General features: G+C 54.7%; 13 protein-coding genes. 12 read left to right on the top strand and 1 reads right to left on the bottom strand.

Annotated elements, in window-relative coordinates; all coding sequences use genetic code 11:
• The first annotated feature begins 141 nt into the window (after positions 1–141).
• From Q7U71_04415 to Q7U71_04470, 12 genes are all read left to right on the top strand, one after another.
• Positions 142–465 (top strand): type II toxin-antitoxin system PemK/MazF family toxin, encoded by a 324-nt coding sequence (locus Q7U71_04415; protein MDO9391001.1) that lies wholly within the window; start codon positions 142–144, stop codon positions 463–465.
• 71 nt (positions 466–536) lie between these two features.
• The gene (locus tag Q7U71_04420) at positions 537–884 is read left to right on the top strand and encodes a DUF559 domain-containing protein (GenBank protein MDO9391002.1); all 348 of its coding nucleotides are present in this window, start codon (positions 537–539) and stop codon (positions 882–884) included.
• Positions 884–2653, top strand: coding sequence for an indolepyruvate ferredoxin oxidoreductase subunit alpha (gene iorA / locus Q7U71_04425; GenBank protein ID MDO9391003.1), 1770 nt, complete (start codon positions 884–886; stop codon positions 2651–2653). Before Q7U71_04420 ends, iorA begins: the two co-directional genes overlap by 1 nt.
• Before the next feature lie 67 nt (positions 2654–2720).
• Entirely contained in the window at positions 2721–3080 is a 360-nt protein-coding gene (locus tag Q7U71_04430) for a four helix bundle protein (GenBank protein MDO9391004.1), read from the top strand.
• A 52-nt stretch (positions 3081–3132) separates the two neighbouring features.
• Positions 3133–3705 (top strand): indolepyruvate oxidoreductase subunit beta, encoded by a 573-nt coding sequence (locus tag Q7U71_04435; GenBank protein MDO9391005.1) that lies wholly within the window; start codon positions 3133–3135, stop codon positions 3703–3705.
• Between the two features lie 105 nt (positions 3706–3810).
• On the top strand, positions 3811–4575 hold the full coding sequence (locus tag Q7U71_04440) for a class I SAM-dependent methyltransferase (protein MDO9391006.1): 765 nt from the start codon (positions 3811–3813) through the stop codon (positions 4573–4575).
• 16 nt (positions 4576–4591) lie between these two features.
• Positions 4592–5854 carry an endonuclease Q family protein gene (locus Q7U71_04445; GenBank protein ID MDO9391007.1) on the top strand — a complete coding sequence of 421 codons (1263 nt, stop codon included), beginning with the start codon at positions 4592–4594 and terminating at the stop codon, positions 5852–5854.
• A gap of 31 nt (positions 5855–5885) precedes the next feature.
• A complete protein-coding gene (locus Q7U71_04450; GenBank protein MDO9391008.1) occupies positions 5886–6707 on the top strand; it encodes an HAD family hydrolase in 822 nt (273 codons plus the stop codon).
• Positions 6708–7172: 465 nt separating this feature from the next.
• On the top strand, positions 7173–7667 hold the full coding sequence (locus Q7U71_04455) for an HIT domain-containing protein (GenBank protein MDO9391009.1): 495 nt from the start codon (positions 7173–7175) through the stop codon (positions 7665–7667).
• Positions 7664–8095: a hypothetical protein gene (locus Q7U71_04460; protein MDO9391010.1), complete on the top strand. Its 432-nt coding sequence runs from the start codon at positions 7664–7666 to the stop codon at positions 8093–8095. The genes Q7U71_04455 and Q7U71_04460 overlap by 4 nt, the downstream gene beginning before the upstream one ends.
• Positions 8092–9156 (top strand): tRNA 2-thiouridine(34) synthase MnmA, encoded by a 1065-nt coding sequence (gene mnmA / locus Q7U71_04465; GenBank protein MDO9391011.1) that lies wholly within the window; start codon positions 8092–8094, stop codon positions 9154–9156. The genes Q7U71_04460 and mnmA overlap by 4 nt, the downstream gene beginning before the upstream one ends.
• Positions 9157–9207: 51 nt before the next feature.
• Positions 9208–11745 (top strand): AsmA family protein, encoded by a 2538-nt coding sequence (locus Q7U71_04470; protein MDO9391012.1) that lies wholly within the window; start codon positions 9208–9210, stop codon positions 11743–11745.
• Between the two features lie 462 nt (positions 11746–12207).
• Here the strand turns inward: Q7U71_04470 and Q7U71_04475 are convergent.
• Positions 12208–12822 (bottom strand): zinc-ribbon domain-containing protein (locus tag Q7U71_04475; protein ID MDO9391013.1); only part of this gene is annotated, 615 nt, incomplete at its 5' end.

Raw genomic sequence — 12822 nt, forward strand, 5'->3', positions numbered from 1 at the left:
AGAGAATGACAGGATAGTGATCACACCGGCCAGAAGAAAACCCCGGGCCGGCTGGGACCAGGCCTTCGGGCTGATGGGGCAGAACGGGGACGACGCCCTGCTGATAGACGACAAGATCGGCCTGGAGATGGAGCATTGGAAATGGTAGTTCGCCAGTACGATATATTCATGATCTCGCTGGACCCGGCCCGGGGCCACGAGATAAAAAAATCCCGGCCTTGTCTGGTGATCTCCCCGGACGAGATGAACGGGAACATCTCCACGGTCATCATAGCCCCAATGACCACGGCCTCGCATCCCTATCCCAGCCGGGTGCCGCTCCAGTTCGCCGGCAAGCAGGGCTGGGTGGTGCTGGACCAGCTGCGGACGGTGGACAAATTGCGGCTGGTAAAACGGCTGGGGGCAGCCGAGGAGACGGTGATAAAAAAGGTAAAAGAAGTGATCAAAGAAATGCTGGTGGACTGAACCCAAACAATGGTAACCTAACCCCCGCCCCTTCCCTCGAGGGAAGGGGAAAGGGGATGGGTTAAAAGAAAATGATAAGAAACCAGTTCTATTCGCAAAAAAAGCTTTTTCTTGCCAAACTAATGCGCCAAAAAATGACTCCGGCAGAAAAGGTATTTTGGCAGGCGGTAAAGGGGAATAAAGTAAAAGGACTGCACTTCAGGCGGCAGCAGATCATCAAAGGTTTTATCGCAGATTTCTACTGTGACAAACTCAAGTTGGTGGTGGAAATAGACGGCGGCATACATGAGTCACAAAAAGACTATGATGCCGAAAGAGACAAGGTGATCAAGGATCATGAAATAAGAGTGATACGTTTTACCAATCAAGATGTTCTGAACAACATAGTAACTATTATAAAGCAACTGGAGTCCATTTGATGAAAAAACTCTTATCCGGCAACGAAGCCGTGGCCCGGGGGGCCTGGGAGGCGGGGGTCAACGTGGTCTCGGCCTATCCCGGCACGCCCTCCACCGAGATACTGGAGAACCTGGCCAAGTACAAGGAGATCTACGCCGAGCTGGCCACCAACGAAAAGGTGGGGCTGGAGGTGGCGGCCGGAGCCTCGTTTGCCGGGGCCCGGGCCCTGACCTGCATGAAGCACGTGGGCCTCAATGTGGCGGCCGACCCCCTGTTCTCCATGGCCTACATCGGGGCCAGCGGGGGTTTTGTGATCGTCTCGGCCGACGATCCCGGCATGCATTCCTCCCAGAACGAGCAGGACAACCGCTACTACGCCAAGATGGCCAAGATCCCCTGCCTGGAGCCCTCCGATTCCCAGGAATGCCTGGAGATGACCCGGCTGGCCTTTGAGCTTTCGGAAAAGTTCGACACCCCGGTGCTGCTGCGGCTGACCACCCGGATCTCCCACTCCAAGGGAGTGGTGGAGCTGGGAGAGCGGAAGGAGCACAAACCCACCGGCTATGTCAAGAACATCGCCAAGAACATCACCATCCCGGCCCACGCCCGGAAGATGCACGCCAAGGTGGAGGAGCGGCTGAAAAAACTGGCGGAGTACGGCGAGAGCTTCCCCTATAATAAGGTAGAAAAGGGAGACCAGAAGCTGGGGATCATCACTAGCGGCATCTCGTATCAGTACGCCAAGGACATTTTTCCCGGAGCTTCTTATTTGAAGCTCTCGCTGACCTTTCCCCTGCCGCAAAAGCTGATCGCCGGTTTCATCAACTCGGTGGACGAGGTCTACGTGATAGAGGAGAACGACACCTTCCTGGAAGAACAGATAAAAGCCATGGGCTACCAGGTCAAAGGCCAGAGCGCCTTTGAGAAAGAGATAACCGGGAAATCCAAAGTGCCGATACTGGGCGAGCTGGATCCCACCGCGGTGGCCAAAGGCTTTGGCCTGCAGCCAGAGCCGCCGTACAAGAACATCCAGATCCCGGGACGGCCGCCGGTGCTTTGTCCGGGATGTCCGCACCGCGGGGTCTTCTTCGCCCTCAACAAGCTTAAGCTGACGGTGGCCGGAGACATCGGCTGTTACACTTTGGGGATGATGGAGCCGCTCAACGCCATCGACACCGTGATCTGCATGGGCGGCAGCGTTACCGCGGCCATGGGCCTGGAGAAGGCGCTGGGCGTTGAGATGGCCCAAAGGACCGTGGCGGTGATCGGCGATTCCACCTTCTTCCATTCCGGGATCACCGGGCTGATAGACATGGTCTACAACAATTCCCAGGGGACGCTGATGATCCTGGACAACCGGATCACTGCCATGACCGGGCACCAGGAAAACCCCGGCACCGGCAGGACACTGCAGGGACAGGAGGCTCCGATAGTGGACCTGGAGCCGCTGGTCAGATCCTGCGGGGTCAAGCATATTCAGATCATCGATCCCCTGAACCTGAAGCAGACCGAGGCGGCCGTCAAGGAGGCCATCAATTACCCCGGGGTCTCGGTGATCATCGCCAAGTCGCCCTGCATCCTGATCGAGAAGAAATTCCAGCCGGCATTAAGGGTCGATGAGGACAAGTGCATCGGCTGCAAGCTTTGCCTGAAGCTGGGATGCCCGGCCATCTCCTTCGACAAGGCCAAGAAAAAATCCCATATAGATCCCCTGTATTGCATCGGCTGTCAGGTCTGCGCGCAGCTTTGTCCCAAACAGGCCATGGGCCGGGGCGAAGGAGTAAAGTAGTCCAGTAGTCCAGTAGTCCAGTAGTAGAGTGGAACATTAGATAAGTAGAGATGAAAGGGCAGTTAAGATGAATAAGTTTCGCGACCTTAAAGTGTATCAAAAAGGCATAAAATTTTCGCACCATGTGTATGACCTTACAGCTTATTTTCCCAAGAGCGAGATTTTTGGTTTAACCTCCCAGTTACGAAGGGCATCATACTCCATCGTATTGAACATCGCCGAGGGAGCAGGAAGCGATTCCAACCGGGAGTTCGTCAGATATCTGGAGCACAGCCAAAGATCAACCTTTGAAATGATGGCCGGAATGGATATTGCCAAAGAGATCGGGTATGTAAAATCCAGCGACTACGATGCTTGCCAACAGGAACTAACAGAAATAAGCGTGATGTTGAAGGGATTGCAGCAAAGCCTGAAGAAAAGGCTGTAATCCTCTTTAATACATTACTACTTTACTACATTAATACTTTTCAAGGAGAACAATGGACACAGTAAATATACTTATCTGCGGAGTGGGCGGCCAGGGAGTGCTTTTGGCCGGGGACATCATCGCTGAGGCGGCCATAGCCGCAGGCTTCGACGCCAAGAAGAGCGAGGTCCACGGGATGGCCCAGCGGGGCGGCAGCGTGGTCAGCCATGTCCGCTACGGGCAGAAGGTGAACTCGCCGCTGATCCAGCAGGGCACGGCCGACGTCATCCTGTCGTTCGAGGAGATGGAGACCGCCCGGTATTTGGATTTCCTGAAGCCCGGCGGGACGGCGGTGATAAACCGCCAGCAGGTGATGCCCATGACCGTGGCCACCGGGGCCGCCGAGTATCCCCAGGACATAGTGGAGCAGATCAAGAAACAGGGGGTGAAGGTGGTGGTCTGCGAGGGAGTGAAGCTGGCCGAGCAGGCGGGCAGCGCCAAGACCATCAACATCGTGCTGCTGGGGGCGCTGTCAAAACACCTTAACCTGCCGGCCGAAAAGTGGATCGAGACCATAGCGGGCCGGGTGCCGCCCAAAACGGTGGAGATGAACAAGAAGGCCTTTGAGCTGGGGCAGAGGTCTTAGAACCTTTTAACCACCAAGGCACAAAGGCACCAAGGTTTTTTGAATTTGGAAATTGGAGATCGTGTTTGTGTCTTGGTGTCTTTGTGGTGAAAAAATTACATCAAAGTGACTGAAAATACAAGCATCCCGCCTTACGGGCAGATAGCCCCCATCTACGACATCCTCATGTCGGACGTGGACTATAAGTCCTGGGCGGAGTACGTCCTGAAACTGCTGGAGCGGGCCGGGGCCAAGCCCGGACAGATCCTTTTGGACCTAGCCTGCGGCACCGGGGCCATGACCCTGCTTTTGGCCCAGGCCGGCTACCGTGTCACCGGAATGGACCTTTCGCCGGAGATGTTGAACATTGCAAGGCAAAAGGCGGCTGAGCAGAAACGGGAAATGGAATTCTTCCAGGGAGACCTTAGGACCTTTAAAACCGGATGTAATTACAATGTAATTACCTGCTTCTTTGACAGTATAAATTATCTTTTGACCTCGGAGGATGTAGCCGCCTGCTTTGCCACGGTCCACCGGGCGCTGGAACCCGGCGGGGCCTTCGTCTTTGACGTCAATACCATCCATGCCCTGTCGCATTTTTGGGGCGATAACACTGAAATGCGGAATGACAAGGGAGTGATATCGGTTTGGAGCAACCGGTACCTGCCGGCTATGCAGATCTCGAATCTGGAGTTGACGGTCTTCATTCCTCGGGGAGAGCTTTATGAGAAAATCACAGAGCACCACCAAGAGCGGGCCTACCCGTTGGATGAATTGAAACAGGCTTTGATCAAAACCGGGTTCTTTCAAGTGGAATGTTTCCGACAGAACAGCCAGGACCAGCCGTCAGAGGAAACCAAAAGGGTAACTTTCCTGGCCCGTAAACCTTAAACTGAATGTCAGAAAAATGAAATTCATAGCCGACCTCCACATCCACTCCAAGTTCAGCCGGGCCACCAGCCGCGACATGGACCTGGAGCATATCTGCGAGTGGGCCAAGTTCAAGGGCATAGAACTGCTGGGCACCGGGGACTTCACCCACCCCGGCTGGCTTAAGGAACTGCGCTTTAAACTGGAGCCCAAAGGCGGCGGGATCTACCATTACCGGGGGGTTAATTTCATCTTCTCGGCCGAGGTCTGCAGCATCTTTACCAAGGACGACAAGGTGCGCAAGGTCCACACCCTGCTCTACGCCCCGTCGCTGGAGGCGGCCGAGGAGATCAACTCCCGGCTTAAGGTTCACGCCGATCTGGCCGGCGACGGCCGGCCCATAGTACCGGTCTACGCCTCGCGGATGGCAGAGATGGTCTTGGAAGCCTCCCCGGAGGCCATGATCATACCGGCCCATATCTGGACGCCCCATTTCTCTCTGTTCGGGGCCAACTCCGGCTTCGATTCGGTCGAGGACTGTTTTGAGGAACAGACCCCCAACATCTTTGCCATGGAGACCGGGCTGTCCTCGGATCCGGCCATGAACTGGCGGCTGTCAGCCCTGGACAAGTATTCCCTGATCTCCTGCTCTGATGCCCACAGCCCGTCCCGGCTGGGCCGGGAGGCCTGCGTCTTCGACTGCCAGATGGACTATGCCGCGATCCGCAGGGTCTTAAAGGACAAGGATAAAACCCGCTTTCTGCAGACCCTGGAATATTTCCCCCAGGAGGGCAAGTACCATTACGACGGCCACCGGGCCTGTAATATCAGGCTTTCACCGGCCGAGGCTAAAAAACACAAGGGGCTTTGCCCGGTCTGCGGCAAGAAGATCACCGTCGGCGTCCTGCACCGGGTGGAGGACCTCTCCGACCGCGCCCAGGGCTATGTGCCGGAGAATGCCATTCCCTTCAAATCGCTGGTTCCGCTGGAGGAGATCCTGAGCCTGGCCCTGAAGGTCGGCACCGGCACCCAGAAGGTAAATCAGGAATACCACAAGCTGATCTCGCATTTCGGCAGCGAGTTCAACGTCCTGCTGGAGGCCCCGGCCGGGGAGCTGACCAGGGTCACATCCCTGACGGTGGCCGAATCGATCTTGAATATGCGGGCGGGGAAGGTTCATATCCTGCCGGGTTATGACGGGGAGTTTGGAACGATAAGCTTCGATGAGGGCAAAAACGAAAAGAAAGAGGAAGAGAAGCCGGCCAAGGGTAAGGGGAAAAAACAGATGGAGATGTTCTAAAAGCAACCCTTCGACAACGCTCAGGGCAAGAATGCAGAAAACGAATATAAAACACCCGGTCAAGAACTGGGTATTCTTCGACATCGGCAATGTGATCTTTTACGACCTGCCGTTATTGGCCAGGATCTGGAGCAACTTTTATTCGACCCTGAAGGAAGCCGGATGGCAGGCATCATTTGAACAAGTGATGGAATACCGGGAACAGATATTAACGGAGGATTCGATCGGCAGGACAACGCCCATGCGTTTGATAGCCCAACGATACGCTCCCGGCATACCCGAAAGCATCCGGCAAAAGGCGGTGGAAGGCTGGGATCACCTGTATCCCGGAGCCAACCATCCGCTTCCCGGCATAGCCCAAGTCATAAAGCAATTGCGCGGCATTTACCGGTTGGGCATCATCGCCAACCAGCCGGGCCTGGCCCTGGACGAGTTGGAGAAGCACGACCTGAAGCACCTGTTCGACCACATAATCATCAGCGACCTGGTGGGCTACCACAAGCCGGATGTCAGGATCTTCGAAGAGGCGATGAGACGGACCGGGGCCGACCCCAAAAACTCAATCATGGTGGGCGACCGGATAGACAATGACATCCGCCCGGCCAAAATGCTGGGGATGAAGACGGTCTGGCTGGACCAGGATTTCAGGACCATTTCCTATGCGCCCGAGAATGATCACGAGAGGCTGTACGCCCAGAGCTATATAAAGATCACCGGGATAGATCAGGGGATAAAAGGCCCGCAGGACCGGCCGGACGAGATCATCCAGACCATAGATCAGCTGCCGGAGGCATTGAGCCGGATCAGCGCAGGGATAAAGGCAAATGCCAACTTAACAGTTTCAGATAAATAGAGGCGTCATCAATTACGAATATCCCTTTGACGGGATTTACGGGATTCTATTATGTTCTTTTCTTTTTGTACCGCCCCTTCGTTTGCAAGGTAAATAGCCTTCTCAGGGCAGGCTCCAGAAAAAGAACCGAAAAGTCTTTCGCTTAAAAACTTGTGGTGAGCGGGGTCGAACCACTCTCCGGGCGTTGCGCTTCTCGCTGACGGCGGGCTTGTCTGAACTCGGGCTTTGGCCAGCCCTCAAACATGCAGACAAGCTTTTAACCGCCGTCAACTGCCATGCTCACTGATCGTGATTCGATAAACTCATCACAAGTTTTTAACGCGACAACCGGGGTTGGTACCTATTGTTCTCCAAGTTACCGAGCTGATTGGATAATCAATAAGAATTAATCCAGTTAAATCATGTTAATCCTGTCTGTCCCGGTAAAGCATGTTAGTCCAATAATTCATTTGCGGAGACGAAGAGATGAAAAGGATCTGGGCTCCCTGGAGGATGAAGTACATCAGCGGCCAGAGCCAGAAGGATGAGCCGGGCTGCATCTTCTGCCTGAAGCCAAAGCAGAAGAAGGACCAGGCCAATTACATCCTGCACCGGGGTAAAAAGGCCTTTGTGATGATGAACCTTTATCCCTATACCAATGGGCACCTGATGATCGCGCCCTACCGGCATGTCGGCGACTTCACCAAACTAAGCGAGGCCGAGCTGCTGGAGATGATGAAACTGTCCCAGCTCTGCCAGAAGATCATGCAAAAGACCATGCGGCCGGAAGGCTTTAACCTGGGCTTCAACCTGGGCCGGACCGCCGGGGCGGGCATAGCGGACCATGTTCACCTGCACTTGGTGCCGCGCTGGAACGGGGACACCAACTTCATGCCGGTGATCTCAGGCGCCAAGGTCATCTCCGAGGGGTTGGAGGAGACATATGCCAAGCTGGCCGATGCTATAAAGAAGATAAAATGAAAGAACTGAAGTATCTCTTATTGCTATTGCCGTTCCTTTTGGCCGGGTGTCGGGAGCAGCCCCAGTGGATGAAGGCCCTCCAAGCCGGGGACAGGTCCATGGTGTCCTATCACCAGCCCGCCGCTCAGTTTTCATCGGCCAAACCGGACAAAGAGCAATCCCGGCTGATAGAGCAGGCAAAAAGATATTTTGCCGGGCGTCCCGGAATGCTGGCCGATATCGCCTCCGGGCTTAAGCGCCGGGAAAGGGATATCATAGACGATCTGGAGCCGGGAGCGGTGCTGGCCGACGGCCAGGGAAACCTGGCCATAACTTATTTCGGCCGGTATGAAAGCCCCCAGATCATGGCCGGGGTGAAGGTCCTTCTGGTATTTGACCAGGACCATGACCTGTCCAAAATATTCGTTTATGAAGTGCCGTTGGAATGAAGCTGTCAAAGAACAAGACGGTGGCGGTGGCCATGTCCGGAGGGGTGGACAGCAGCCTGGCGGCGGCCCTGCTGGCAAAGAAGGGGTACCGGGTGATAGGTCTGACCATGCGCCTGTTCTGCTATGAGGGAATAGACAATGAAAAGAACTGCTGTTCCCTGAAATCAATCGAGGCCGCCAGGCAGGCTGCCCAGCGCTTCGGCTTCCCCCATTACGTGGTGGACTGCGAACAGGAGTTCAAGTCTTCGGTCATCGATTATTTTGTGGAGCAATACCGGCAGGGCCGGACCCCCAATCCCTGCGTGGCCTGCAACCAAAAGATCAAGTTTGGTCTGCTGCTGAACAAGGCCAAAGGCCTGGGCTGCGACCTGATGGCCACCGGGCATTACGCCCGGATCAAGACCATCAAAGGGCAGCCGGTGCTGGCCAGGGGGAAGGATTCAAAAAAGGATCAGTCCTATTTTTTATGGACATTGAACAGGGAACAACTGGGTTCGGTCATCTTTCCCCTGGGCGGGCTGGACAAGCAGAAGGTCCGGGAGCTGGCTGCGGGTTACGGACTGGAATCGGCCAAAAGGCCGGAGAGTCAGGAGATCTGCTTCATCCCCGAGGGGAAATACTCCGAATTCATGAAAAAGGCGATCGGCTCGAAGCCGGGTCCGATTGTCAACCAGCAGGGGCAGGTCTTAGGCCAGCACCAGGGCATAGCCAATTACACCATAGGCCAGCGGGGCGGTTTGGGTATAGCTTTGGGAAAGCCCCAGTATGTCGTTTCAATAGACGCAGCTTTGAACAAGATCACAGTAGGCGATGACAAAGAACTGATGACAGGAAAACTATTGGCTTCTGATGTAAACTGGATCGCTGAAAGGCCCAAGAAGGCCGTCAAGGCGATGGTCAAGATCCGTCACCAGCATGCGGGAGCAGAGGCTGTGGTAAACCCGCTGGACGGCAAGAGGGCCGAAGTGACTTTCAAAAGCCCGCAGAGGGCGGTGACCCCGGGGCAGTCGGTGGTGTTTTACAAGGGGGAAATGGTGCTGGGCGGGGGAGTGATCTCTTGACAAATAAAAAAGCAAAAAGCAAAAATAAAATACTTTACGCGGAGGAATAAAATGCCCAAGTTCCTAAAGATCATCCTGATCATAACGGCCGTGCTGGTGGTTGTCTTGGTGGCCGCCGGGATCACCCTTAAAATGATCTTCACCCCGGAAAAACTGCGGACCCTGATCATGCCCAAGATAGAAGAGGCGGTGGGCCGCAAGGTCACGGTCAAGGACTTCTCGCTCAAAGTCTGGACCGGGCTGGGGGTAGAGCTGGAGGGCATCGAGTTGGCCAACGCCAAAGGATTTGCCGAGAAGCCCATGGTCAAAGTGGAATCCATCGTGCTCAAGGTAAACCTGCTGGGCCTGCTGAAACGGCAGCTGGTTATATCCAGCCTGGTGGTGGACAAGCCCGAGATAATGATAGAGAAGGACATCAAGGGCGTCTTCAACTTCGACGACCTGGTCAAGCCGGTGCCTGCCGGCCAAAAGACGGCCCCGCCTCCCTCATCCTCGCCGGTCTCTCTGGCCATGCAGTCCTTCCGCATCAAAGACGGACGGTTCGAGCTGGATGACAAACAGGGCAAGGTCAAAGCCGTGGCCTCCGGCATCAACGAGGAGCTGAGCCTGTCGGCCGACCTGAAGCTGGAGAACATCCGCACCAAGGGGACCATCAAAGTTACCGACATTACGGCCGAGGTGCCGGGCCTAAAGGTCAGCAAGATCTACGTCAACGTCAGCCACGACATCACAATAAACCTGCCCCAGAAGCTCATCACCATCAACGACATCACCGTGGCCCCGCAGGGCATAGCGCTTTCGCTGGGCGGCACCGTGGCCGGCTTCGACAGCCTGCCGGTGCTGGACCTGGCGCTTAAGACCACGGCCATCGAGATCAAGCAGATCATCAACGCCCTGCCGCCGGAGATCAAAGCGCAGGCCAAGGATGTCACCGCCACCGGCCAGATAGAGCTGGGATTGAAGATCACCGGACAGATAGACCCCAAGGATCCAAAATCCCTGCCCAAGGTGGACGGCTCGGTGGTTCTTAAGAACATCGGCATCAAGTACGCCATGCTGCCCAAGTCGGTCTCCGATGTCAACGGCCAGATCGCCTTCAGCGAGAAGGACCTGAACATCAAAAACATCTCGGCCAAGCTGGGCACGGCCGGGTTCAGTATGTCCTGTTTGGTCCAGAACTTTGAGGATCCCTATGTCAAGGCCGCCTTCAAGGGCAATTTTGACCTGGGCGAGGTCAAGGACTACGTGCCGCTGGAGGCCGGGATAAGCATGTCCGGGAAGATCAACGCCGACTTCAAGGCCGAGGGAAAGGTCAAGGATGTCAACAGCTTTAAGATGGACGGCCGGATAGACCTGATAAAGTTGAACTTCGCCACCGCGGCCCTGCTGAAGCCGGTCAGCGACATGAACGGCACGGTGCAGCTGACCAAGAACCTGATCAACATCCCGGACATCTCCTGCAAGATCGGAAAGTCCTCAATGTCCTTCACTGGCCAGGTCAAGAACTTCCTGAGCCTGGTGCCGGAACAGCCGGCCCCAAAAAAGGGCCAGGCCCCGGCGATGGTATTGCCCAAACAGGGCAAGGCGGTGATCACCTTCGCTTTGAACTCTCCGTTGCTTGACCTGGATGAGATCCTGCCCCCGATGCCCAAGCCCGGCGACAAACCCCAAATATCAAATCCCAAATCACAGACGCCGCCGGTGATGCTTCCCCTGCCCGACATGCTGATGGACGGCAAGGTGCGGATCGCCAAGATCAAGTTCCTGAAGATGGATTTTGACAACCTGACCGGCACACTGACCATGGCCAACCGCAAGCTTAACCTGGACGGACAGGTCAACGTTTATTCCGGCAAGGTGCTGGGTTCGGTCTGGGCCGACCTCAATGATCTCACCAAAATTGAATACCGGCTGGGGGCCAATGCCGAGAAGCTGGAGGCCAACGACTTTTTGACGGCCCTGACCCCGATGGACAACCGGATGTACGCCAAGATGGACGTCAAGGGTGATTTTACCGGGCTGGCCCCGGACAGCGCCCTGATCATGAAGACCCTGAAAGGACAGGGCCGGGCCAGCACCGGTGAGGGCAAGATCACCAACTGGCCGATGCTGGGCGACATCCTCAGCTACTGCAAGCTGAGCGAGACCAGAGAAGTGTCCTTCCGCTCCATTAACATGGGCTTCCGGATCGCGGACGAGAAGATCTACCTGGACGACCTGCAGATGGCCAGCAAGTTCGGGGATGTGAACATCGCCGGCTATTCCACTTTCCTGGGGTACGTGGATTACCGGGTTTCCATAACCTTGACCAAGGAGGAATCGGACAAGGTCAAGGGCAAGGGAGGCAACGTGGCCGGGCTCTTCACCAACAAGGAGGGCCGGGTGGTGCTGGACCTGCTGATCAAAGGACAGTCGCCCAAGCCGGGCATAGGGGTGGACACCCAGATGGCCCAGGCGCGCTTAAAAGGCAAGGCCCAGGAGGAGATGGACAAAGCCAAGCAGCAGGCCGCAGAAGCGGCCCAGAAACAAGCGGAGGAGCTGAAGAAGAAGGCGGCGGAAGAGGCCAAGAAGTTGTTCAAGTGGAAGTAGGATATTTTTTACTTTCATAGCCCAGCCCTTCCTCCTGCGCTGAAGCTTCGGCGGACAAGTAATAGCTGGGCTATGGATAACCAAATGAAAAACCCCCGGACAAAATCGTCCGGGGGGCTCTTAACAAACATGGTAGCCCCAAACATAAACACTTGGAACCAAATGTTTGAGGAGTTATATAAGATTTATAGTTTAAAGGAGTTAGTTCCCATCGAAAAACGGCCCAATTCAACAATCCCTGCCAGGGAATAGACCATTTCCCAAGGGATAGTAGAACTATATAGATTATTTAAGAGGGGTTTCTGGGTGGATGAGGTTAGAGGCTTATTGATTGCTATATAGAGTCTGAAATAGTTCAACTTGTTTCTGCCAATTTCGGTCTTTATACTTGTTTACTTATACCTTGATGCAAATATTATTTTTTCTATTGCTTTACCAAACCTAATTTGAATATTAACCATTTTATTTGTTAACCGCCCTGCCAGAGCAATACGGGCAACCACGGCCTTTCGATCTTTTATATACAGCTGCTCTCCATTCGTGGGTCTTGTCCTTCTTGCATTGCCACCAGACTTTTTTATCCGATCCTGGTGTAATGTCCTTGGGAGACAGTGTACCGTTTTTTGTAGGATGCCACTCCTTGGCAAGTCCCGGGTTGGTAGTGGCTAGGCAGTTTTGATGGTTTACCGCTTTGTTAGAGCAATAAGGGCAACCGCTGCCTTTGTTTCTGTTCGATATATTAGCTGCCCATTCGTGGGACTTGTCCTTCTTGCATTGCCACCAAACTTTCTTGTTTGACGCTTGGGTTACGTCATTCGGTGTCAATGAACCATTCTTGGTAGGATGCCACTCCTTGGCAAGTTCCGGGTTGGTGGTGGCCAGGCAATTCTGATGGTTGACCATTCTGTTGGAGCAATAGGGACAGCCGACACCTTTATTTCTAATTGATATTATAGTTGCCCACTCGTGGGTCTTGTCCTTCTTGCATTGCCACCAGACTTTCTTGTGTGACCCTTGGGTTACGTCACTCGGTGTCAATGAACCATTCTTGGTAGGATGCCACTCCTTGGCAAGTTC

Source organism: bacterium (genome assembly GCA_030655055.1).
Lineage (GTDB): Bacteria > Edwardsbacteria > AC1 > AC1 > EtOH8 > UBA5202.